19 protein-coding genes are annotated in these 22,282 nt (G+C 72.9%); 7 read left to right on the top strand and 12 right to left on the bottom strand.

From position 1 onward, the window contains the following. Positions 1-94: 94 nt before the first annotated feature. On the bottom strand, positions 95-496 hold the full coding sequence (locus CW359_RS09475; RefSeq protein ID WP_105969368.1) for a DUF5997 family protein: 402 nt from the start codon (positions 494-496) through the stop codon (positions 95-97). Positions 497-593: 97 nt separating this feature from the next. Here CW359_RS09475 and CW359_RS09470 point away from each other — a divergent pair, with 97 nt between their 5' ends. Further along, positions 594-1,403: a LysR family substrate-binding domain-containing protein gene (locus CW359_RS09470; protein ID WP_105969367.1), complete on the top strand. Its 810-nt coding sequence runs from the start codon at positions 594-596 to the stop codon at positions 1,401-1,403. A gap of 20 nt (positions 1,404-1,423) precedes the next feature. On the opposite strand, the gene CW359_RS09465 is transcribed toward CW359_RS09470, so the two are convergent. The 3 genes from CW359_RS09465 to CW359_RS09455 are packed head-to-tail and all read right to left on the bottom strand — an operon-like array spanning position 1,424 to position 7,163. Beyond that, on the bottom strand, positions 1,424-2,167 hold the full coding sequence (locus tag CW359_RS09465) for a class I SAM-dependent DNA methyltransferase (protein ID WP_232838344.1): 744 nt from the start codon (positions 2,165-2,167) through the stop codon (positions 1,424-1,426). Between the two features lie 5 nt (positions 2,168-2,172). Then, entirely contained in the window at positions 2,173-5,685 is a 3,513-nt protein-coding gene (locus CW359_RS09460) for an SUMF1/EgtB/PvdO family nonheme iron enzyme (RefSeq protein ID WP_105969365.1), read from the bottom strand. 14 nt (positions 5,686-5,699) lie between these two features. After that, on the bottom strand, positions 5,700-7,163 hold the full coding sequence (locus tag CW359_RS09455; RefSeq protein ID WP_198655158.1) for an esterase/lipase family protein: 1,464 nt from the start codon (positions 7,161-7,163) through the stop codon (positions 5,700-5,702). A gap of 166 nt (positions 7,164-7,329) precedes the next feature. Here CW359_RS09455 and CW359_RS09450 point away from each other — a divergent pair, with 166 nt between their 5' ends. The 3 genes from CW359_RS09450 to CW359_RS09445 all read left to right on the top strand — a co-directional run bounded on the left by CW359_RS09450 (position 7,330) and on the right by CW359_RS09445 (position 9,253). Then, positions 7,330-8,010: a 2OG-Fe(II) oxygenase gene (locus tag CW359_RS09450; protein ID WP_157968519.1), complete on the top strand. Its 681-nt coding sequence runs from the start codon at positions 7,330-7,332 to the stop codon at positions 8,008-8,010. Further along, the gene (locus CW359_RS45185) at positions 7,995-8,174 is read left to right on the top strand and encodes a hypothetical protein (RefSeq protein WP_157968518.1); all 180 of its coding nucleotides are present in this window, start codon (positions 7,995-7,997) and stop codon (positions 8,172-8,174) included. Before CW359_RS09450 ends, CW359_RS45185 begins: the two co-directional genes overlap by 16 nt. A gap of 101 nt (positions 8,175-8,275) precedes the next feature. Further along, the gene (locus CW359_RS09445) at positions 8,276-9,253 is read left to right on the top strand and encodes an MvdC/MvdD family ATP grasp protein (protein ID WP_157968517.1); all 978 of its coding nucleotides are present in this window, start codon (positions 8,276-8,278) and stop codon (positions 9,251-9,253) included. Positions 9,254-9,325: 72 nt separating this feature from the next. Here CW359_RS09445 and CW359_RS45180 read toward each other — a convergent pair whose 3' ends face one another. Continuing rightward, positions 9,326-9,631 carry a hypothetical protein gene (locus CW359_RS45180; protein WP_157968516.1) on the bottom strand — a complete coding sequence of 102 codons (306 nt, stop codon included), beginning with the start codon at positions 9,629-9,631 and terminating at the stop codon, positions 9,326-9,328. 267 nt (positions 9,632-9,898) lie between these two features. Between CW359_RS45180 and CW359_RS46365 the strand changes: the two genes are divergently transcribed. Then, positions 9,899-11,701, top strand: coding sequence for a helix-turn-helix domain-containing protein (locus CW359_RS46365; protein ID WP_232838318.1), 1,803 nt, complete (start codon positions 9,899-9,901; stop codon positions 11,699-11,701). Between the two features lie 161 nt (positions 11,702-11,862). Here CW359_RS46365 and CW359_RS09430 read toward each other — a convergent pair whose 3' ends face one another. Together CW359_RS09430 and CW359_RS09425 are read right to left on the bottom strand one after the other, a co-directional pair. Beyond that, positions 11,863-12,561: an HAD family hydrolase gene (locus CW359_RS09430; protein WP_105969362.1), complete on the bottom strand. Its 699-nt coding sequence runs from the start codon at positions 12,559-12,561 to the stop codon at positions 11,863-11,865. A gap of 31 nt (positions 12,562-12,592) precedes the next feature. After that, positions 12,593-13,069 (bottom strand): Lrp/AsnC family transcriptional regulator, encoded by a 477-nt coding sequence (locus CW359_RS09425; protein WP_105969361.1) that lies wholly within the window; start codon positions 13,067-13,069, stop codon positions 12,593-12,595. A 208-nt stretch (positions 13,070-13,277) separates the two neighbouring features. Between CW359_RS09425 and CW359_RS09420 the strand changes: the two genes are divergently transcribed. Continuing rightward, the gene (locus CW359_RS09420) at positions 13,278-14,786 is read left to right on the top strand and encodes an FUSC family protein (protein WP_105969360.1); all 1,509 of its coding nucleotides are present in this window, start codon (positions 13,278-13,280) and stop codon (positions 14,784-14,786) included. Positions 14,787-15,065: 279 nt separating this feature from the next. Here CW359_RS09420 and CW359_RS09415 read toward each other — a convergent pair whose 3' ends face one another. From CW359_RS09415 to CW359_RS09405, 3 genes are all read right to left on the bottom strand, one after another. After that, a complete protein-coding gene (locus CW359_RS09415; protein WP_105969359.1) occupies positions 15,066-15,986 on the bottom strand; it encodes a sirohydrochlorin chelatase in 921 nt (306 codons plus the stop codon). A 300-nt stretch (positions 15,987-16,286) separates the two neighbouring features. After that, positions 16,287-16,964, bottom strand: a complete 678-nt coding sequence (locus CW359_RS09410) for a uracil-DNA glycosylase (protein ID WP_105969358.1) — start codon at positions 16,962-16,964, stop codon at positions 16,287-16,289. A 154-nt stretch (positions 16,965-17,118) separates the two neighbouring features. Then, entirely contained in the window at positions 17,119-18,204 is a 1,086-nt protein-coding gene (locus tag CW359_RS09405; protein ID WP_198655157.1) for a WD40/YVTN/BNR-like repeat-containing protein, read from the bottom strand. Between the two features lie 213 nt (positions 18,205-18,417). On the opposite strand from CW359_RS09405, the gene CW359_RS09400 reads away from it, so the two are divergent. Further along, positions 18,418-18,984, top strand: a complete 567-nt coding sequence (locus CW359_RS09400; RefSeq protein WP_105969356.1) for an Rv1733c family protein — start codon at positions 18,418-18,420, stop codon at positions 18,982-18,984. 256 nt (positions 18,985-19,240) lie between these two features. Here the strand turns inward: CW359_RS09400 and CW359_RS09395 are convergent, their stop codons facing one another. Continuing rightward, the gene (locus tag CW359_RS09395; RefSeq protein ID WP_105969355.1) at positions 19,241-21,256 is read right to left on the bottom strand and encodes a PBS lyase; all 2,016 of its coding nucleotides are present in this window, start codon (positions 21,254-21,256) and stop codon (positions 19,241-19,243) included. A 188-nt stretch (positions 21,257-21,444) separates the two neighbouring features. Beyond that, positions 21,445-22,251: a pectate lyase gene (locus tag CW359_RS09390; protein ID WP_105969354.1), complete on the bottom strand. Its 807-nt coding sequence runs from the start codon at positions 22,249-22,251 to the stop codon at positions 21,445-21,447. Positions 22,252-22,282: the final 31 nt, after the last annotated feature.

Here is a 22,282-nt window from a genome sequence, read left to right as displayed (position 1 = left end):
CGTCGTCGTAGCGCTTGCCGCACGGCAGAGACAATGATCGGCGAGACGCAGGGGACGCGCATGTCGGGCCGGGGCGGTTCCCGGCCGGTCGCGCCTACTTGCCCTGCCGCTCCTGCTCCTGCCTGTCCTGCTGCAGTTCCTTGAGTCGCACCGCTTCCTTGCGGACGTCGACCTGCACGGCGCGCTCCTGCCGGAGCCAACCCGGCTCCTCCTGCTTCAGCGCGTCGATCTGCTCGGTGGTGAGCGCCTCGGTGACCCCGCCACGGGCGAGCCCCGCGATGGAGACGCCCAGCTTCGACGCGACCACCGGACGGGGGTGCGGGCCGTCGCGGCGCAGGTCGCGCAGCCAGGCGGGCGGGTCGGCCTGCAGCGCGGTCAGCTCGGCGCGCGTGACGACACCCTCCTGGAACTCCGCGGGGGTGGCCTGGAGGTACACACCCAGCTTCTTCGCCGCGGTCGCGGGCTTCATGGTCTGGGAGGTCTGGTGCGTCGTCATGGGGTCAAGGGTATCGAGCGTATGAACCAGCGCCGACCACGGCGACCACGGCGGACGGGCCGGACGAGGCGGGAGTCGGGGCAGGTAGCCTGGCGCGGTGACTGGCTCGGAAGATTCCCCCGCGTTCCGGCTCGCGTACGTCCCGGGAGTGATCCCCGCCAAGTGGGTGCGGATCTGGAACGAGCGGCGCACCGACGTCCCCCTGACCCTGCTCCAGGCGTCCCCCGCGGAGGCGCACGACCTGCTGCTCGCGGGCGGCGCCGACGCGGGCCTCGTACGGCTCCCGGTCGACCGTACGGTGCTCAGCGCGATCCCCCTCTACACCGAGACCACCGTGGCCGTGGTCCCCAAGGACCACATCGTGGCCGCCGTCGACCGGATCACCGCCGACGATCTCGCCGACGACATCGTGTTGCACCCCCTCGACGACACCCTCGCCTGGGAGAACCTCCCCGGCCGCCCCGCGCTGGAGCGCCCCGCGACCACCGAGGACGCGATCGAGCTGGTCGCGGCCGGCATCGGCGTCCTCCTCGTCCCGCAGTCCCTGGCCCGCCTGCACCACCGCAAGGACCTCACCTACCGCCCGGTCACCGACGCCCCCGAGTCCCAGGTCGCCCTGTCCTGGCCGGAGGACCGCACGACCGACCTGGTCGAGGACTTCATCGGCATCGTGAGGGGCCGCACCGTCAACAGCTCACGCGGCCGACGCGAGGAGCCCAAGGCGGACCAGCCGAAGGCCGCCAAGAAGCGCTCCGGCGGTACGGAGGGCACGGGCCGCAAGCCCGCCGCCGGAAGGTCGGGTTCGGGCTCGGGCCGGGGCGGGGCCGCGGGCAAGGGCGCCCGGAGCGGCGGGGGCGCGGGCCGGTCCGGCGGCAGCCGCCAGGGCAAGCCCCGCCGCAAGTCGTAGCGGGCGACCTGGTCCTGCTGTCAGATGTCACCTGTCCGCTCGGCGACCACGAAGACCCGCCCCTCCCACTTCGGCAGCCCCAGCGCCGGCGCGGACCTGACGGACCGCAGCCGCAGGCCCGCGTCCGCGAGGGCGGCCGTGACCATGGCCCATGGGTACGCCGTCATCGTGAGCGAGGTCTCCTCGTGCACGGCCTTGCCGTCGGCCCCCGGCCGGGTCACCCGCAGCCGGGCTCGGCCGGTGCCCGTACGGGGGTCGAACTCGGAGTCGGTGCGGCAGACCGCCGTGTCCCTGTGGTCGGTGAAGGAGCCGTGCCAGGTGCGTCCGGCGGCCTCGGGCGAGTTGAGGTCGAAGAAGAGGACTCCGCCCGGTTCCAGACAGCGACGCAGCTCGGCGAAGGCGTGGGCGAGTGAAGTGCCGTCCGCCGGAAGGTGGTTGAGGCTGTTGTAGGTGCAGACGACGCTGCCGAACGAGCCGTCGCGGGCGCCGCAGCGCAGTACGTCGGCCACCCACAGCCGTGTCGGGGCGGTGTTCCGGCGGGCCCGCTCCACCATGGCCGGGGAGAGGTCGAACCCCGCTGTCCGGTAACCCCAGTCGGCGAGCGCGGCGGTGACATGGCCGCAGCCGCAGCAGGCGTCGAGGAGGGGGCGGCCCGGTGGCAGCTGGCCCACGAGGAACTCCCGCAACGGGACGACCACTTCGCGTGCGTACTCCGGGCCCCAGTAGCGGTCGTAGAACCAGGCCAGACTGTCGAACTCGGCCACCTCGCTCAACTGCCCTCACCTCCATCCGAGTTGTCGGCCGCCTCGGCCGGAGCCGCCAGTCGCATGCCGGTCCCCGTGCCGCGGTTCGTCGGGTGGCTCGCGACCCGGAACCCCGCCGGATACTGGGAGTTGCGCCAGTTGGTGCCCCGGACGATCCGCCAGAGCGTGACCGGCGCCTCCGGGTCCTCGCGGCCGTCCGTCGCGTCGTACGGGTAGGCGTGGCCGAGCCAGGGCGGGTCGGTGACGACAGGACCGTAGATGCTGCTGGTGCGGTCGTTGCTGTTGCCGCACATGTCCTGGGCGCCGCACGGCGAGGCGGCGGCCGGGAACATGCCCACCGGTGAGGTGGCGCGCAGCCGTACGTCGAGGGTGTTGGCGTGGCCCCAGAGGGAGTGGTCCGCGCACGGACGCTCCCGGCCCTCGGGGCCACGGGCGGCGGCCTCCCACTCGGCCTCGGTCGGCAGCCGGAAGGGGACGCCGGTCTGGGCCGCGAGCCAGTGGGTGTAGGCGGTCGCCTCGTAGAAGGAGAGGCCGATCACCGGCTGGTTGGGGCCGTTGAAGCGCGGGTCCGTCCAGTGCTCCGGCGCCCGGAGGATCTCGTCGGGGTAGCGTTCCGCGGCCAGCCGGGACAGCTGGTCGTCGTCGGACCGGCAGTAGGCGAGGAGTTCGTCGCGCTCGGCGGGGGAGAAGTAGCCCTGTCGCTGCAGGTTCACGACTCCGTTCTCGCCCCACATCCGGCACAGCAGGCGGATGTGCGTCCGGTGGCCGTAGCGGGTGTCGAGGCCGCGCAGCCAGCGGCGGGCGGACTCGGTAGGCCACCAGCGGAGGTCGTCGTAGCCGCCCGAGCCGAGGAAACAGGCGTACTCGGCGTTGGTCACCGGGAAGGTGCCCAGCGCGAAGGCGTCCAGCCGGACGGTGCTCACCGGGCTGGACTCGGCCTCGCCCTCCCAGCCGACGAGATACGGGCCGCCCGGTACGACGACCAGCTCGGGCGGCACGTAGTGGCCGTACGGCCCCTTGCGGGTGCGGAAGCGCGGGTCGCCGACCCGGCCGAGCAGCCGGCCCGCCTCCAGGCGTACGCGAAGGTCGGCGTCGGAGGTCATGGTCGCCAGCAGACGGCGGCGCAGCTCGTCGGTGAGGGGTGCGCCCGCCGTCACCCCGGGTTCGATGGCGCAGCGGGCCGCCGTGAACAGGTCGGCGTCCATGATCTCGGCGACCAGACCGCTCTGCCGGTCGCTCATCACGGTGGCCAGGACGACCGGCTCGCTCCAGGGCCCGGCGGGCAGCGGGCCGAGCGGCTCCCAGGGGGGAGCGTCCGGCAGGTCCGCCGGGTGGGGGGACGGTCGATCGGCGAGGACGGCCGCGATGCCGCCCCGGCGGACCAGGGCACATGCCGAGAAATAGTCCTGGAGGAGTTGGTGGCTGAACATCAGGCGTCCGGTGGGGATGTCCTCGTCGAGCACCCCGAGGTCGAAGCCGAGCTGGACCAGCGCGTCCGAGTCCGCGTGCGCCCCGAGCACCCGGTCGGCCTCGCCCCGCTCCAGCACGGCCAGGGGTTCGCCCGCACCTCCGGAGACGTGCTGCTGCATGGTGAGCGCCAGCTGTTCGTAGGCGGGCAGGAAGGTGCGGTGGCCGGGGAGTTCATGGGTGCCCGCGGGAGCGGGGTGCACGAGTCGGCGCCGGTCGGCGCGGTCGAGGAGGGTGTCGTCGTACAGGAGGGCCCGGTTGTCGCGCTGATGCTCACGGCGCAGCGCGGCCCGTAGCATCCCGGCGAACAGCTGGGCCCGGTCCGACACCGGTCCTTCGCCGCCGCGCAGCAGGTCGCTGAGCATGCGGAGGGCGTACGGGGTCGACGCGATGGCGGCGGCACGGCGCAGTTCGTCGTCGGGGACGCCGACGAGGTCTTCCCTGGTCTCCCCGGCCGCCCCGTACTCCCCGGCTTCCTCGAACTCGCCGGTCTCCCTGTCCTCCCCGCGCGCTGCGTGCTCCCTGTGCTCCCCGTGCCCCCGGGGCTTCCCGCCGGCCGTCTCCGGTACCGCCAGCCGCAACGCCCGTACGACGTCGTCGGGGTCCGGTGGCAGCAGGGTGATGTGGTCGGTGCGGTACTCCTCGCCGCCCAGGCCCGCCTCGTAGTCCAGGGTGCGGCAGGACGCGATCACCCGGTTGCGGGGACCGGCGGCGACGATCTCCTCCACCGCCCGGTGCCAGCGTGTCAGCAGCTCCGCCCGGGAGACGGCGGCGGAACTCGTCAGTTCGTTGAGGCCGTCGAGGAGGACCAGGACGTCGCCCTGGGCGAGGAGATCCTCCAGCGGTGGCAGTCCCGGGTGGCGGCGGCTCAGCCGACGGGACAGCCAGGTCAGTGGTGAGGCGTCCGGGCCGTCCGGGACGTGGCTGCGCAGGGGCACCAGCACGGACACGGCGCCGTCGCGGCGGCGCAGCCCGGCGAGGGAGTGGTCGGCGTGCACCTGGTGCAGCAGTGTTGTCTTGCCACTGCCGGGGGACCCGAGCAGTACCAGCACATCGGCGGAGCCCGCGCCGAGCACCTCCGCCAGACTGCGCGGCACGGCGGACTGCGCCTGGCCCAGCGGGGAACCCTGCTCGCGCTGCGAGACGACGCTCATCCTCGGGAGCAGCGGGTCGAAGCGGGCGCCGCGGCCGGTGCGCCACGCGGCCACGCAGTGGGCCTGGTAGCCGGGTACCGTCCGGGCACCGTGGTCGGCGAGCGTGCGCAACTGCTCGGCGGATGGGCCCGGTTCACCGTCCTCCGTGCGCAGCGACTGCACGGCGGCGCCGATCACCGACGGCTCCGTCGCCCCGCCGAGGACGGGCGCGTCGCCGAGCAACCAGTAGTCACGCAGCACGAAGACGTCGAGGGCGAACAGGAACGGCCGCTGCGGGACGGCCAGTTGGCGTCGCCCGGCGCGCAACGCCGCCTCGAACGGCAGGAGTCCGTCCCGGCGGTCCAGGGTCTCGGGGAGTCGCTCCGAGGGGGTGGCCGTCATCCGGGTGGCGCCGGTGCACTCGACGACGAGGTAGCGCCCCGCCTCCTCCGTGCCCAACTCCCGCAGCAGCGCCGCCTCGTCGGCCTGTGCCCACCACCCCGTCATGTTTGACACGAACCGCCGCGCCAGCGTCGTATGACCGACCCGGTCGCGCAGCGAGACGGCGACCAGGGCGTGGCCGTCGAGGACGACGACGAGCGGTACGAGGCCGTGGCCCAGGCAACAGCCCGCGTACAGCAGGGAGATGTCCAGGCAGGAGGCGCGGTGGTCGCCGCGCAGGATCGCACGTGCCGACCGGACGCCCTGCTGGACCTCCGAGGCACGGAACGGCTCGACCGACCAGCTGAGTCGGCGTTCCGTGAGGCGGTCGTAGATGGCCCGGGCCAGCGTCGGGATGTGCTCGGCCGTGCCCGGGTCGGGGGCCACGCCGAGCGGTCCGAGCAGATGCCGGGCCTCGGGCCTGACCAGGGTGGACAGTGACTTCTCCTGGGCTCTGAACCAGATGTGGTCCCGCACTTCTCCCCGCCGCCCTAACGTGTGCCGGGGTCCGGGAGCACCGCGAAGCAGTCCTGGACGGGATCGGGCGTCGGCGAACCGGAGTCGGCGGCGATCTCGATGTCGTACAGGCCGGGTGGCAGCACCTCCCGCGCCTCGTACCGGGCCGCCGCCGACGACGGGTCCGGATCCCAACCGGATTGGTCCGCAGTCGAGTTGCCGGGTGGCACGGCCGCCGCCGGGTCGGCGACCCGGCGCAGGACCACGGCGAGGGTCTCGCCGCCCTCCCGGGTCAGTGACGCCAGCAGCCGGTCGGGCGGCCGGGCCGCGCCCACGACCTGGGCGCGCAGGACCGCCGGTGCCGGGCCGACGTACGCGTCGTCGACCTCGCTGCTGATCGCCGGGGCCATGCGGGCGAGCGGGTCCGAGGGGCCGCGTACGTCCTTGAGGCCGGGCAGCTGCAGATGCAGCAGGAGTTCGAGGAGCTGCGAGGTCAGTACGCGCGGCGACTGCAGTGCGCTGTGCGCCTCCGGGACGAACCGGCAGCGGTCCTCCGGCAGCGCGGGCGGCATCGCCGAGACCCGGGGGACCGTGCCGTCCCCGTCCGCCAGGACCGACGGGATCAGCGCGCCCGGGGGGTCGGTCGAGCAGACCACGCCCCGGCCGTTCCACCGGGCCGACTGGAGGGTGCCGCGCTGCCGGGTGCCCACCAGCGGGAGCGTCACATGCTGCTGCGCGTACGCCGGAAAGCTTTCGGAGTTGTAGGCGGCTGCCGCCGCGATCTCCCGGTGGAAGCCCAGCCCGTCGCCCACGAGATCCTGCCGCACCCCCGGCAGTGGCGCCGCGTCCTCGATCCGGATGTGCCCCGCGCCCGTGTCCAGGACCGAGTACACCGGCAGGAGCTGGTGCACCGAGGGGAAACCGCGGGTCAGGGTCCGTACGCCCGGCAGGTGCCGGAAGCCGTTGGTGAGGGTGTCGAGCGCGCGCACCGAACCGCGGTGCGGGGTGCCCAGGGTGATCAGCGCCCGGCAGTGCCGCCAGCCCCCCAGCACCTCCACGTAGTACCGGGCGATCAGACCGCCCATGCTGTGGGCGACGATGACCGCCCTGGCGTCCGCGGCGCCCGTCCGCTCCCGGAACTCGGCCAGATGACGGTCGATCACCTCGGCCAGCCTGCGCGCGTGCACCCGGTTGTCCAGCCGCCAGTCGTACGGGAAGGTCAGCAGCTCACCGCCCGGACCGTCCGTCACCGCGAAGTGCCGGCGCACCCAGTCGACGGTCTGCGAATAGCCCTTGATCCGCATCAGGCCCGGCAGCACCGCGACGTCGGGAAACAGCCTTGACGCGGTGGCCGACGGCGTGCCGTCCGGCAGCGTCAGCGGATGCCCGGCGGTGTCCGCGTCCCGCAGCGCCACCAGGGACCGGAGCAACGGCATGCCCGGCGCCCACAACGGACCCGCAGGACCCTCCAGGACGCTCCCCAGGATTCCCGGGATCACGACGATCGGATTCCTCACTGGATAACGCATGCGCCTGCCCCCGGTGACCCGATTCGGAAACCCCCTCCGCACGGTAGCGGCGATGCCTCGTGAAATCCATATCCGGAAAGGGACTTGTGGTTGATTTCAACCGGCGTTACCGTCGAAGGCGACGGGGAGGTCTGCCTTGACGGACATTTACGACAGTGAATTGCGGGAGCACATTTCCTCCTGGGAAAAGCGGGGCTTCTGCGTCATCCGCGGTCTGCTCTCACCGAGGGAGGCGGAGGAACTGCGCCGGTCCGTGCAGGGTGAACTCGACCGGACCCGCGCCGCCGCCCCACCCGCCGGAGCGGGCCCCGTGCCCTACACGGAGCCCGACGGGAAGAGCGCGGGCGTCCAGTTCCTGACCTACGTCGCCGAACTGCACGACGCCATGCCGTGCGCGCCGCTGGTCCGCAGGTTCACCGCCGCCCGGGCCCGGATCGCGGCCCAGCTGCCCGGCGGGGCCGCGCAGCGCCACTCCCGGGCGCACCTGTGCACATCGGTCATCTGCATGCCGCAGGGACGCAGCATCGACTGGCACACGGACGCCGAACAGGGTGCGCCACCCCTCATCGCCGTCCTGCACCTGTCCCGGCACGGCGTGGACTACGAGGGCGGCGCCTTCCGGGTCCGCGACCAGGTCTCGGGAGCCGAACACGAGGTCACACCGTCGGCGGGGGACGCCGTCCTGTTCCCGTGGGACGCCCGGCACGCCGTCACAGAGGTCACCCGGGGGCAGCGCCTGGTGCTCTCCTCCGGGTGGTTGCAGGAGAAGCAGGAACAACCGGCGCTAGGAGAGACACAGACATGGAACGTTCAGTGACGACGCAGCCGTTCGTGGTGCTGCTGGCGGGCTCGCCGACGGTCCGCCTCCCGGAAGGTATCGCCTCCCGCTACTCGGGAGCCGAGGTCAGCCCCGAGGCGCTCACCGACGCGGCCCTCGCCGAGGGCGCCTCGGGCCTCACCTTCGAGGGCCTCACCGGCTGAGACCCCGATGAGACTCCGGCGGGCCACCGACGGGCGACGGACGGCATGCCGTCCGGCGTACGGCTGACCCGCCGGAACCCGGAAAAAAGGGGGAGGTGCTCATGGACGCGAGGTGCAGGGTGCTGGTGCTGAGTCGCCGGGACCATGCCGAGGCGCTCGCGGTCCGGGAGCACCTCCCTTCCGCCGGCACGGTCTTCGTCGACGACGAGGGACTGCGCCGAGGCGAACGACTCGACTGGGACCTGCGGGACCCGGCCGACCCCCTGCTGAGCTGGGGCGACGACACATTCCCGGTCCGGGACATCCGCGCCGTCCTCTACCGACCCGGCATGCGCCGCACACCCGACGGCCGCATCGCCGAGTCACTGCTCAGCCCACCGAAAGCCCTCGGCGCCGAGTACGCGGCCTTCGGCCGGGCGGAGGCCGAGTCCCAGCTGATGGGCGCCCTGCTCGGCGCCGACGCCCGCTGGATCAACCCGCCCGCCGCCGAGACCCGGGCGGGCCACAAGCTGCTCCAACTGGCACTGGCGCCCGCCGCCGGGCTCACGGTCCCGCCCACGCTGGTGAGCAGCGACCCCGAGCGGCTGCGCGCCTTCTGGGCCGAACAGGACGGCCGGGTCGTCGCCAAGGCCGTCGCCGACCGGCCCGCACTCACCCTCGGCGTACCGCTGCCCACCCGCCGGGTCCGCGAGGGCGACCTCCCCGCCCTGGTCGCGGGCCCGCGCGTGCCCACCCTCTTCCAGCGGCTCGTCCCCGCCCGGCTCGACCTGCGCGTCACCCTGATCGGCGGGCACGCCTTCGGCACCGCCATCCACAGCCAGGAGGGCGCCAGCCCCCTCGACTGGCGGCTCGACCAGAGCGTCCGCTTCACGCCGTACGAGGTCCCGCCCGACATCCTGACGGCCCTGCACACCCTGCGCGAGCGGCTCGGCCTGGTCTACGCGGCGGCGGACCTCCGGCTCACCCCGCAGGGCGAGCACGTCTTCCTGGAGATGAACCCCCAGGGGTCCTTCCTCTTCGTCGAACAGCTCACGGGAGCGCCGATCGCGCGGACGCTGGCCCGGGCCCTGCTGGCCTGAGCGAGTACGGACAGGTACGGACGGGCACGGCGAAGGCCCCGGGTGTCCACCCCCGTGGAACACCCGGAGCCCTCAGATCTCGATATCCGGCGGCCAGGAGAGCCGGGCACCGCCGTGCCGGGCCGCCACCCTGCGCAGGAACCAGGAACGGCGCAGAGCGTGCAGCCCGGAACGCATCAGAACCGAGGCGTCATAGGACAGGAAGAAGAACGGCCCCCACAGCACGTAGCCATAGTGCTGAGTATTTGCCAACTTGAATGGATCACTTTCCCGGTCCGCCGAGAGAATACGTAAACAGATTCTCTTCTCGCGACTGGAAAGCTCGGAGAAATGGAGTGGTGATCCGGCTGATCGACTTTTTCCGTCGACCGTCTTCACGACGAAGAGAACGGGAGGAGATTTCTTCCTGGGACCGGACCGGGGATCCGCCGGTGGCTCGTACGACGACCGATACTGTGTGCGGCCCGACTCCCTCCGCCCGATCCTGTCCCTCAATGCTCTCTCCATACGTTCGCCCGGACGCTCCGTACGCCTTTTGGGCCAGCTTTGTCCGATGTCACCGAGAGTGCGAGAGGTCCGCTGTTGCCAGGGCATATTGGCAACACCTGGCAACAGGCAGGTGATCACAGGTGGTTGGGGGTCCGGATGGACGGCTTGGCGGACGGCGCGACGGAGGAAGCGGAGGAATCGGGTCGGTTCGGCCGGGAGTTACGCCGCCGGCGGCTCGCCGCCGGACTCTCCCTCGCCGACCTGGCAGGGCTCGTGCACTGCAGCCGGGGCTACCTCAGCCGGATCGAGAACGGCCACCGCCGGGTCACCCGTGAACTGGCCGAAGGCTGCGACGACGCGCTGGACGCCAAGGGCGAACTGCTCGACCTGGCCCCCGAGTCCCGGCCGGACACCCCCGACGCACCGCCCGCGCGAACCCCCGGCCCCCGGCGCGCGACCTCGCCTTCCACCGCGGGCGCGATCCCGGCCCAACCCTCCCGGTACGGCGCGGAGTTCGACCGCCTCCTGCACCGAGGAGACAACAGCTACCTGGCCGGACGTATGGAAGAGGCGGACGCCTACTACCGCCAGGCCTACCAGTGGGGCGCCGACAAGCCCGAGGCACAGGCCGTGGCCGTCGTACGGCGGGCCAGGCGCTGGTCCGACCCGGGCCGCGTCGACCACGAACTCCTGCACCTGATCCGGGAGACCCTCGCCACGCTCAGGACCCGCGAGGGTGCCGAGGCGGCCGGACTCCGCCTCCGCCTCGGCGCCCACCTCGCGAAGAAGCTCTCCATGTCCGTCAGCGAGGACACCGCCTGGCCCGGCGCCGGACCCGAACGCGGCGCCGAACTCGCCCGGCGGACCCTGGAGGGCCTCGCCACCGGTGGCCAGGACGACGAGACCCGCTGCGAGGTGCTCACCGAGTGCCGCTGGGGCCAGTACGACTTCGTCCCGCCCATCGAGTCCCTGACCACCTCCCTGCGCCTGCGGGACTGCGCCCTGCGCGCCCGCTCCCCGTACTTCCTGGGCGAGTCCCTGGTCGCGCTCGCCATCGACCAGCTCCGGGTCGGCCGGGTGCACGGCGCCACCGGCACGGTCGCCGAACACCGCAGACACGCGGCCCGTACGCGCAGCACCCTGGCGCGCTGGCAGCAGTGCACCCTGGACACCCTGCTCGACCTGTGGTGCGGCCGGTTCGACTCCGCGACCGACTGGATCTTCGGCGAGTCCCGGGAGATCGTCGCGAGCCTGGAGGCCGACCTCGCCGTCCCCGCCGACACCCTGCTGCAGACCCGGCTGGGCCAGGTGTACTGGCTGCTGAGGGAGCAGGGCAGGATGGCCGAACTCTTCAGCTCCGGCCTGGCCGACGGCGTCGAACGGCACGGCTACTTCCCCGTCTGGCGGGCGGGGTTCGCGCTGGCCCGCTGCGAGGTGGGCGACCACGACGAGGCCGCCGACCGGCTGCTGGCGTTCCTCCGGGAGACCGGCGACTGCGCCTCCCTGCCGCCGCACGGCTGGTCCGTACCCGCGCTGGTCCTGCTCACGGAGGTCTGCGCGGGCCTCGACGCGCACGGCGGCTACGGGGCCGAACTCGCCCACGCCGTACCGGTACTGCGCGAGGCCCTGGCCCGCAGACCGGCCGGGATCGCGCTCGCGGGCTGGCCGGTGGTCCTGGTCGGCCCGACCGAACGGGCCCTGGGCCTGCTGTCCCTGGCCGAGGGCGACACGGCGACGGCCCTGGGCCACTTCCGGCAGGCCGAACGCCTGGTCGTCGGCAGCTCCCCACCCCAGACGGCCCGCCTCCGCGCGAACGAGGCCCGAGCCCTCCTGCGCATGAAGGACACCGAGCGCCGTTCGGAGGGCATGACACTCCTCCGCTCGGCCCTGGCGGGAGCGGAGGCGAACGGAATGCGGCTACTGGCGGCGGAATGCGGGCAGTTGCTGGCGGGGAAGTGACCGGGCTGCCGCCAGCCACCCACTCCGGGCACGTTCCTGGCGGGCTCGGGGGCATCGGCCCGCAGGGCCGCGCCCTTCAGGGGCGCGGGGCCGCATCGATCTGCGGCTCCGCCGCGGGGCGCGACCAGCCCCACCGGACCCGCACCCGACAACGCACCGCCCTACCCGTTCTGCCCAACCGTGCCGACGAGCCACTCGAACGCCACCCTGGCCGTGAACTCCCCCTGACCGCCCCGCACCAGCAGCTCCGCCGTGGCGAACCCGGGATCGTCGGCCTGGGCGGCGAGGTACGGGATCGCGACGCACCGCATCCCGGCCGCGTGCGCGGCGACGGTGCCGGGAGCCGCGTCCTCCATGACCACGCAGTCCGCGGGGGCCACGCCGAGCCGGCGTGCGGCCTCCAGGAAGACGTCCGGGGCGGGCTTGCCCCGGGCGACCTCGTCGGAGGACACGACGGTACGCAGGTGCGCGTCCAGGCCCGTGCCCGCCAGGATCGCCTCGATGGCCCGCAGCGACGAACCCGAGGCCACCGCCATGGGCACGCCCTCACCCGCCAGCAGCTCCACGAACTTCCGCATCTCCGGGTAGACGGGGGTGTCGGCCCGGGCCAGTTCGAGATAGTGGCCGTTTTTCGCAGCGAGCAGCTCCTCCACCCCCGCGCTCAGCCCGTAGCGGCCCCGCCAGCGCGTGACCGTCTCACGGGTGCTGATGCCCACGGACTCCTCATGGTCGGCCCAGGTGAAGTCCGTGACGCCGTACGCGGCCAGGGTCAGGCGGCTCGCCTCGTAGTAGTTCGGCTCGCTGTCCACGAGGGTGCCGTCGAGATCGAAGACGACCGCGGTGCTGTCGAGAGTGCTCATGGCCCCCAGGATGCCAAGGCGCGGAGAAGGATCAGCCGGCGGCCGTCCGGCCGATCGACTCCACCAGCGGCAGCAGCCGGTGCGGGACCCGCTCGCGCAGCGCCACCTCCGTGCGGGTGCGGACCACGCCCGGCACGCTGATCACCGCCTGGATCACGTCCTCCAGGTGGGCGTTGTCGCGGGCCACGACCCGGGCGAGGAGGTCACCGCCACCGGCGATCGAGAACGCCTCGACGATCTCCGGCACGGCCGCCAGCGCGTCCCCGACCTCGTCGAGATGGCCCTGGGTGACCTCGATGTGCACGAACGCGAGCACGGGGTGGCCGAGCGCGGCGGGGGAGAGCGAGGGACCCGTACCCGTGATCACACCGTCCCGTTCGAGGCGGTCCAGCCGGGCCTGCAGCGTGCCGCGCGCGACGCCGAGGACCCTGGCGTACTCACGCACGCTGGTCCGGGGCTGCTCCAGCAGCAGCCGCAGGATGCGCGTGTCCAGCTCGTCCACGGCCATGGGGTCCGCCTCCTCGTACCTCTGGTCCGTTGGCCCGACGACTTACGCCCGTGGACCGATATGTCTGTGCCAATGGTCCAGCATATTCGGACCGACTTGAGCCACTTGTGCCAGGGATGCTGCAATGTGGCCGTCGATGGCGCTGCGGACCTCCGCGGCGCCTTTTGCGTGCCGGTCGCGGACCGATCTCAGTGGGGCGGGACAAGCAGTGCTCAAGAAGGTGTTCATGGCGCCCGATCCGGGCCGGACCCGGCTGCGCTTCGCCGCGCGGGGCGTCCTCGGCATCGGACCGGCCGTCGCCGTCTGCGGCCTCGCCGGACACTCGCTCAACGGCGCCGTGACCGGCGGACTCGCCGCGTTGCTCGCCCTGTTCACGGTCACCGACGCCACCGTGCGCGGACAGGCCGTGACCACCGCGCTGCTGCCCGCCGTCGGCCTCCCGGTCCTGGCCGCCGCCACCGAACTGCACACGTCTCCGGTCGCCCGCGGGCTCGTCCTCCTCGCGGTCGTCGGCGCGGGCGTGTACGCGCGCCGCTGGGGCCCGCGCGGCCACAGCCTGGGCGTCTTCGCGTTCATGACCTTCTTCGTGGCCCAGTTCCTGCACGCCGGACCGGAGCAGCTGCCCGAGCTGTCCGCCGCCGTCCTCCTGGCCCTCCTCACCACCTCTTCCGTGCGCTTCGTACTGTGGTGCTACGAGCGCCGTACGACCCTGGTGCCACTCCCCGCCCCCATGCCGACCGGCGAACGGGGCCTGGCCCGCGCCACCACCCGCCAGGCCGTCCAGGCGACCGCCGCCGCCGGCTTCGCCCTGGTCCTGGGTCAGCTGGTGTCCGGGGACCGCTGGTACTGGGCCGTCGGCGCCACCTGGTGGATCTTCGTCAACACCACCTCGCGCGGCGAGACCCTGGTCCGCGGCTTCCGCCGCGTCCTCGGCACGGTCCTCGGCATCGGACTCGGCCTCGCCGTCGCGCTCCCGGTGGCGGGAGCGCCCGTACCGACGGCGCTGCTCGTCGCCGTCTGCGTGTTCGGCATCTTCTACTCGGCCGCCGTGTCCTACACCTGGATGATGCTCTCGGTCACCCTGCTCGCCGAACTGCTGTACGGGCTCCTGGGCGTCCTCGACCCGGCACTGCTCGCCGTACGGCTCGCGGAGACCGGTGTCGGTGCCCTGGGCGCCCTGCTGGCCGTGGCCCTCGTCCTGCCGATCACCACCCACGCCACCACCGACGCCTGGATCCAGCACGCCCTGCGCTGCGTCCACGCCTGCACCGCGGAGGCCGCCGCCCGGCTCGCCGGCGCGTCCGCCGACCCGGCGCCCCGCGTGGCCGAACTGGAGCTGCTCCTGGGGCGTGTCCGGCTCTCGGTCGCGCCGCTCGTGCACCCGCTCAACCCCGTACGCGCCCGTAAGCGCCGCGCCCACCGGGTACTCGCGCTGCTCGACGACTGCGCCCACGAGATCCGCGGCCTGGCCGCCGTGGCCGCCGACCCGGCCGCCTCCCCCGACCACGACCTCCGGCTCGCCGCCGCCTGCCGACGCGTCGAGACCGCCGTGGAGGCGCTCACGGAGGGCCGCGCCGACAGGGTGACGGCCCCCGCCCCGGACCGCCCTCACACCGCCGAACCCGCCCTCGCCCACCTCCACGGCCTGGAACGGGCCCTGTCCGAACTGGCCAACCCCCTGCGCGGCCCCTCGGGTTCACCACTGCTCGGCGCCTGAGACGCCCCCCTGCGTCGCGCCGCACTCCCCGCCGGAAGCCTCGTACGCCTATCTGCTCGACGAACTCGCCCCGACCGTCACCGTCATCCACCGGCACGCCGCCGAGGGCCTCCTGACGCCCCTGGACGAGACGCACCGGCGCCGCCTGCCGGTGTCCTGCGCGGTCCCCGGCCGAGCGCGCCACCACGGCCGGAAACGCCGAGGGCCCGCTCCTGGAAATGGAGCGGGCCCTTCGGCGTACCGTGTTCGCCGTCGTACGGGGGTGCTGCCGGGGTCGGCTCAGCGGACCGGGGCGCCCTGCGGCTGCTGCGGGGCGATGCCCAGCGCCGTCGTGTACTTGGCCAGCGCCAGCTTGCCGATGGCCGGGTAGGGGCCCAGCGCGTCGGAGGAGGCGCAGCCGGCCTCGTTGGCCGCGGCCTCCAGCAGACCGGCGTCGATCTCCGGGCCGATCAGATACGGGGCCAGCGCGAGGTTCTGCGAGCCCGAGGCGCGCAGCTGCTCGGCGATGGCCGCGATCGAGCCCTCCTGGTCCAGGGCCGCCGCCATCACCGGCACGGCGAGCCGCGCGGCGAGCAGCATGCCCGTGATGCCGGCCGCCTGCACGGCCTCCTCGCCGCCCACGGAGGCCAGGATGATGCCGTCCGCCGCCGTGGCGACGGTGAACAGCCGGGCCCGGTCGGCGCGCGCGAGGCCCGCCTCGGAGAGCCGCACGTGCAGCCCCTCGGCGAGCAGCGGGTGCGGGCCGAGGACGTCGGTCAGGTCGGCCGCGATACGGCTCTCCATGACGGCCTGGCGGACCTGGCGCAGCAGCGCGTTGTCCGGACCGGCGAGCAGCGGCACGACGACGGCCACGGGGCCCTCGGGCTGCTTGGCGTCCACCCCGGCGGCGATGGCCTGCTCGTAGCGGGCGGTGCGCTCCTGCGCGGTGTGCGTGAGCACGACCTGGAGCGTGGGGAACTCCGCGTCGTCACCGTCGAGGTACCCGATGCGGGCGTCGAGGCCGGGCAGCTCGGAGCGGGCGATGCTCACGACCTCCTCGGCGAGGCTGCGCGTGGCACCGCTGGGCGTGCCCGGCACCGCGAGGACGAGCGCGGGCGCACCCTCGGGAGCCGCCAGGGGCTCGGGGCGGCGGTGCCGGCCCGGCTGGCGGGGGCGCGGCATTCGTACTGGCAGGCCGGCGGGCCCAGTGGGGGAGCTCATGGCGCCGCATGTTACTGGCTTATTGGGCTCCCCTGTTCGGGGAGGGTGCAGGTGAGCGGTATCCGTCCGCTTTTGTCTGATGAGTTACGTTCGGATCAGAAGTGATCAGTACGTCGTGACTTCTCCGCCGGCTGAGGGAGCCGATCCGGTCATCGAGACGCTGCGCCGCTGGTCAACCGGGGGCGGGCGACAACGCCCGGTCGGATGAACGGACTTGCCGGACGGGGGACGAGTCGTCTCCTGTCCGGCAATCGGGCATGAGGTTCATATGCCGGTCATTCGGGCCCGTATGCCGACCGGTCAGGGCAGACGCCAGTCCACCGGGGCGGCTCCCTGCCCGGCGAGCAGGTCGTTGGCGCGGCTGAAGGGGCGTGAGCCGAAGAAGCCGCGGTCGGCCGACATGGGGGAGGGGTGGGCCGACTCGACCGACGGCAGACTGCCGAGCAGCGGGCGCAGATTACGGGCGTCCCGGCCCCACAGGATCGACACCAGCGGCTTGCCGCGCGCGGCCAGCGCCCGTATCGCCTGCTCGGTGACCTCCTCCCAGCCCTTGCCACGATGCGCGGCGGGACTGCGCGGAGCGGTGGTGAGCGCCCTGTTGAGGAGCAGCACCCCCTGCTGGGTCCACGGCGTCAGGTCGCCGTTGGACGGCTGGGGCGCCCCCAGGTCGGTGTTCAGCTCCCGGAAGATGTTGATCAGGCTGCCGGGCAGCGGACGCACCTCAGGCGCGACCGAGAACGACAGCCCCACCGCGTGCCCCGGGGTCGGATACGGGTCCTGTCCGACGATCAGGACCCGTACGTCGTCGAAGGGCTGCTGGAAGGCCCGTAGGACGTTCGGTCCGGCCGGGAGGTAGGTGCGTCCCGCCGCGATCTCCGCGCGCAGGAAGTCGCCCATCTCGGCGATCCGTCCGGTGACGGGTTCGAGGGCTTTCGCCCAGCCCGCTTCGACAATCTCATGCAACGGTCGTGGTGCCACGGCGTCACCCTACTGCCGTACACACGACAGAGATCAACCGGTGGTCGAAGCCCGACCGGGGACGACCGAACCCTTGCCTCTTCCGACCCCGTGAATGCATACCGCCCCCTGTAGGTCTGCCAGTTGAGCCCACGTCACTTCCGTCGGCCGCTCCTCAGGCGATCACCGCGGCCCGCACGCACAGCACGTCCGGCAGATGGGACGCCAGCTGCTGCCAGCTGTCGCCGTCGTCCGCCGACGCGTACACCTCGCCGTTGCGATTGCCGAAATAGACGCCCGCCGGGTCCGCGTCGTCCGTGCACAGGGCGTCGCGCAGCACCGTGCCGTAGTGGTCCTCCTGGGGCAGGCCCGCCGTCAGCGGCTCCCAGTTGAGGCCCGCGTCCGCCGTACGGAAGACCCGGCAGCGGCGGTCGGCCGGGACGCGGTCCGAGTCGGCGGTGATCGGGAAGACGTACGCCGTGTCGCCCCGGTGCGGATGGGTCGCCGCCGCGAAACCGAAGGTCGAGGGGAGACCCGCGCCGATGTCCGTCCAGTGCGCGCCCGCGTCGTCGCTGCGGTACACACCCCAGTGGTTCTGGAGGTAGAGGCGGTCCGGGTCGGCCGAGTCCTTGGCGATCTTGTGCACGCACTGGCCGAACTCCGGGTTCGGGTCCGGCATGAACACCGCGGAGACACCGGAGTTGGAGGGCGCCCAGCTCGCGCCGCCGTCCGCCGTGCGGAACACCCCGGCCGCCGAGACCGCGACCGTCATCGCGCGCGGGTCGCGCTGGTCGGTGACGATCGTGTGCAGGCCCTCACCGCCGCCGCCCGGCACCCACTGGGCACGGGTGGGGTGCTCCCACAGCGGACGCACCAGCTCGAAGGACTCGCCGCGGTCCTCGGAGCGGTACAGCGCCGCCGGTTCGGTGCCCGCGTAGACCACGTCCGCCTCCGCCGTCGACGGGTGGAGCTGCCAGACGCGCTCCAGGGAAGCGCCGGTGTCCTTGGGGAACTTCACGGCGGGTTGCTGCGGTTCGGTCCAGGTCCGGCCCAGGTCGTCGGAGTGGAAGACCGACGGCCCCCAGTGGGCGCTGTCACCGCCCACCAGCAGCCTCGGGTTCTCGCGCCGGGTGTCGATCGCGACCGAGTACACGGCCTGCGCGTTGAAGGAAGGGCTCTCGTCGAACTCCCACGTGCCACCGCGCCGGTGCCCGATGAACAGGCCTTTGCGCGTGCCGACCGTGAGCAGTACCTCGGCCATGCCGATCACCTCCGGGACGTCTTTGTCCAGTCATCGGCCAGTCTGCACCCCACCACTGACAGTCACCTCTGGAGAGCGCGTTTGTACAGGTCAGAGCCGTCTGTCGACGGGATGTGACGGAGACCTCGGGGGAGCCCTGAGCAGCGGCCGGGCCTCGCGCGTATGGAGAGGACGGCAGGGCATGTCCGTGTGCGCGTGAGGAGGATGCCTTCGATGGCGGCATTCCGTGGTCCGAGGGTGTGGCTGTGGCGTTGGCGGCGCAATCCGCTGAGGCGTCGCGTGGATGCCGTGGAGGGATGGGCCGTGGTGGCCACATGGGCACTCACCGTGCTCACCGGAGTCCTGATCGGCCTGGTGGCGACCCACTCGGTCGAGCGGGGGCTGGCGAGAGAGCGTGCGGAGTGGCGGGCGGTGACGGCACTGGTCGTGGCGGACGCGCCGGGCACCGTGGGCAGCGAGAAGGTGTGGGCGAAGGTCCGCTGGACCACCGCGGACGGCACGTCGCACACGGGCCAGGCCCGGGTCGACTCGGGCAGCACGGCGGGCACCCCGGCGGAGATCTGGACGGACCCGCGGGGCCGCCTGGTCACCAAGCCGGCGACGGAGTCGGAGGCGAGCATCCGCGCCGCCCTGGTCGGCGCCCTGGCGGGCGCGAGCGCGGCGACTGTTCCGTATGTGGGGTGGCGGCTGCTTCGGGGGCGGTTGGAGCGGCGGCGGATGGAGGAGTGGGAGGAGGCGTGGGAGCGGTTCGATCCCATGTGGGGGCGTAACAATCGCTGACACGTGTCGGGTGCGGGTTCGGGTGCGGGTGCGGGTGAGTGGGGGTTGAGCGCGCAGTTCCTCGCGCCCCTGAAAACCCGCTCGTCGTTCGGCTGCGGGTGGGTGGGGGCTGGTCGCGCAGTTCCTCGCGCCCCTAAAAGCGCCCCGCTGCGGGCATGCGTGCCGCTAGGGGCGGCACCCGTCCCACCGAGAGCGGCACCCCGTTAGCGCCGGGCTGCGCGACCCACCCCCCCCAGCACCAGTCGGCCCGAGCGCCTCACGTCTCCTCCCGCACCAGCTCCCCGCAGGCCCGCAGCAGGCGTTCGTCCTCTCGCACGTCCTCCGTGGAGTAGCCCCCCGGACGGGCACGGTGGCGGCGCCGCGTGGCCAGTTCCGTGTGCGCCAGGTCCCGTAGGGGTGCCGCCGCCGGGCCCATTGTCAGCAGGGTCGTGGCGATCGTCGATCGGGTGTACGGGTTCTGCGTCCATGCCGTGCGGAGCACCGGGAGGGGCAGGCCCGTGGTGTCCTCCGAGATCGGCCACAGAGCGCACGCCGCCCTCGTCCGCTCCCACACCTCCTCCGACTCGCACATGCGCAGCAACCCCGGCACGGCGGCCCGCGCCGCCGTCCCGAGTCGCGCCAGCACCTCTGCCGCCGCCGCACGCCGCCGCCACTGCTCACCCGTCAACTCCCGCAGCAGCACCGGCAGTACGGCGTCCACGTCCCCCTCCACCGACCACAGCGCGCCAGCCGCCCGTACCGAGTGCGCGGAGTCGAGCAGCTCCCGCAGCGCGGGCGCCGCTTCGTGCGCGGCGCGGCCGAAGGCGTCCAGTGTTTCGAGTGAGCGTTCCGTCAGGCGGACCCGCTGACGCTCGCTCAGACCCGAGGCCGCCGGGATGCCGCGCAGCAGTCGCAGCACCTCCGGTGTGGCCGCCCCGTCGTCCGCCGCCGCGAGCGCAGACAGGAGCGGCACGGCACGGTCGTACGCGTCGGGGTGGTCGAGGCGGACGCCGCCGAGGCGGTGGCGCAGGGCGGGTGCCAGCGGGGCGGCGGAGCGGCCCAGGTGGGTGATCGTGTGGCCGAGGTCGTCCGGGGCGGTGGGGTCGGCGAGGAGGGCCGCCAGGACGGGTGTCGCGCGGGGATCGCCCGTGCGGGCCAGCGCGTTGAGCGGGCCGCCCACGGTCGGCACGCCCCGCTCCCGTTGCCGTACGCGGACCTCCGGACGGGAGGTGACCAGGGCGAACAGGTCGTCCGCCGCGGGGGCGGCCAGGTCGTACAGGTCCTCCAGGACGGCCGACGCGGCCTCCCGCAACCGGTCCTCGTCGGCGTCGAGTTGCCGTCCGATGAGCGCGACCGGCGCCGAGTAGTCGGCCCGCCACTCGCGGAACAGGCCCGCCGACATCCACACCGCGTTGCACCGGTCCGTCGGCGCGGGGCTGCTCAACTGGCCGTTGAGCAGGGCGATCCGGTCGGCCACCCGGTCGTCCAGGGCGAGATGGAAGGTCCGCAGCAGCTGCGAGCCCTCCTCGTCCGAAGGGCGCAGCCGGCGCAGATGACGGGTGAGGGTGTCCGCCTCGGGGGCGTCGGCGTAGCGTGCCCGGCGCGTACGGCGGGCCGATCTCTCCCTGAGGAGGCCCACGACCCTCGGGACCAGCTCCCCGGCGCGGTGCTCGGGCGCGGTCAGCGCCAGCTGCCCCAGGGCGGCCAGCCGCAGCCCCGGGTCGAAGGGCGGCTCGCTCAGCGTGACCAACTGGGTCATCGCGTCCGCGGCGACGGGACCGTCGTACAGGCGGGCGAACAGGCCCAGGCTCTCCGCCAGCGCCAGCAGGACGCTGTCGTCCCGCTCCACGGTGACGCGCTGCCGCAACACGGCCAGCACGCGCGCGGGTTCGTCGAGGAAGCGCACCAGGGCCGTCGGCGCCGCCCGCCGGACCGCGGTGTCCCGGTCCCCGGCCAGTTCGGCGAAGACCTCGGCACCGGCCCGTACCGCCTCCCGGGCCTGAGCCGAACGAGTGCCGCCCGCCTCGCCGATGCTCAGCAGCAGCTCCACGATCCCGCCCCGGTCCCCGACCTCCTCCCGGGCGGCGAGCGCGAGCAGAAACGGAACGCACGCGAGCGTCGAGTCGTACACCGCCCCCTGGTGGTGCACCGAGCCGTACATCCCGTCCAGTGCCGACTCGCGCTCCCCGGGGTCCGCCGAGGCGAGCCCCCGCAGCAGTCCGGGCACGTCCTCGGCGCTGCCGTACGCATGGCGCATCGAAGCCCAGTCGACTTCGTCGATCCCCCTGAACACGCTGCCCCTCCCGGACGAAGTACCTCCTGATCGGGAGTCTGCACCACGGCACTGACAATCAAGCGGAATCGGCGGGGGCAGTACGAACGCACCTTCGATGCGACGATCCGGAGGCTCCCGGACAGCGGAACGGCGGCTGTACGAGGCGGGTGCGGGCCGCCTCGTACAACCGCCGGTGGGGGGATGGCTCAGCGGTACGTGATGTCGCTGGTCGCGTACTTGCAGTAGGTCCCGTCAGGGTTGGAGCCGTTGGTGGTCGGCTCCTTTCCGGTGTTGTTGCCGATGTACTTCTGGCAGGGAACGATCTTCTTGCTCGAGTCCCCCACGATCGTGATGCCCTTCAGGGACGCGCTGTCGCCGTAGTTGGTGTTGATGCCGACGAGCCTGCCGCCCGACCAGGTGGCCTCGATGCCGTTGAGGTTGATCGTCCGCTTGTACTGCGTCGAGCAGTTGCCGCAGGAGCGGATGAACGTACCGAAGTTCTGTACGGCGAAGTTCGACACGTTGAGCGTCCCGGCGCCGTTGAACTGGAACACCTTGTCGCTCGCCGCCCGTGCGCCGCCCCCGGAGACGGTGTAGACGTTCGACGACGAGCTGCCCCGGAAGGTGGCCGCGTCCTCGCCGACGTCCTCCCACCACACGTTCTGCAGCGTGCAGCTGCCCTTGCAGTGGATGCCGTCCGCCGCCGGGGCGCCGATGATGACGTTCTTGAGGACGGCGCCCGCCGCCAGTTCGAGGATCGGTCCCTGGTCCTCGTCCTGGCTGCCGGAACCGAGGTCCCCGGTGCCGTAGAGGCGCTTCATCGCGTAGTCCTTGGTGCCCGAGACCGGGATGGTCGCGGAGACGCCCTGGCTGCCGTTGGCGGTCGGCCAGGTCGCGGCGCTCGCCGGGGAGAGCGCCCCACTAGTCATGATCATGCCAAGCGTAAGGCCGAGGGTGGCCAGGGTGCCGGTCAGTGCGCGCCCACGCGCGCGTGGAGGTGCCGTGGAAGTCATGTCCCGATGCCTTCTTCCAGTCGGTCGTGCG

This window comes from Streptomyces geranii, assembly GCF_002954775.1.
Lineage (GTDB): Bacteria > Actinomycetota > Actinomycetes > Streptomycetales > Streptomycetaceae > Streptomyces > Streptomyces geranii.
The sequence above is the reverse complement of the archived record's forward strand: the minus strand, read 5'-3'. Positions and strand labels throughout refer to the sequence as shown.

What these genes read in the sequence shown, in the direction of transcription:
- CW359_RS09430 (WP_105969362.1), bottom strand. Translation starts at nt 12,561, where the DNA reads ATGAGCACTCTCGACAGCACCGCGGTCGTCTTCGATCTCGACGGCACC.
- CW359_RS09445 (WP_157968517.1), top strand. Translation starts at nt 8,276, where the DNA reads ATGGACGCGAGGTGCAGGGTGCTGGTGCTGAGTCGCCGGGACCATGCC.
- CW359_RS09400 (WP_105969356.1), top strand. Translation starts at nt 18,418, where the DNA reads ATGGCGGCATTCCGTGGTCCGAGGGTGTGGCTGTGGCGTTGGCGGCGC.
- CW359_RS46365 (WP_232838318.1), top strand. Translation starts at nt 9,899, where the DNA reads ATGGACGGCTTGGCGGACGGCGCGACGGAGGAAGCGGAGGAATCGGGT.
- CW359_RS45185 (WP_157968518.1), top strand. Translation starts at nt 7,995, where the DNA reads ATGGAACGTTCAGTGACGACGCAGCCGTTCGTGGTGCTGCTGGCGGGC.
- CW359_RS09415 (WP_105969359.1), bottom strand. Translation starts at nt 15,986, where the DNA reads ATGAGCTCCCCCACTGGGCCCGCCGGCCTGCCAGTACGAATGCCGCGC.
- CW359_RS09405 (WP_198655157.1), bottom strand. Translation starts at nt 18,204, where the DNA reads ATGGCCGAGGTACTGCTCACGGTCGGCACGCGCAAAGGCCTGTTCATC.
- CW359_RS09425 (WP_105969361.1), bottom strand. Translation starts at nt 13,069, where the DNA reads ATGGCCGTGGACGAGCTGGACACGCGCATCCTGCGGCTGCTGCTGGAG.
- CW359_RS09475 (WP_105969368.1), bottom strand. Translation starts at nt 496, where the DNA reads ATGACGACGCACCAGACCTCCCAGACCATGAAGCCCGCGACCGCGGCG.
- CW359_RS09390 (WP_105969354.1), bottom strand. Translation starts at nt 22,251, where the DNA reads ATGACTTCCACGGCACCTCCACGCGCGCGTGGGCGCGCACTGACCGGC.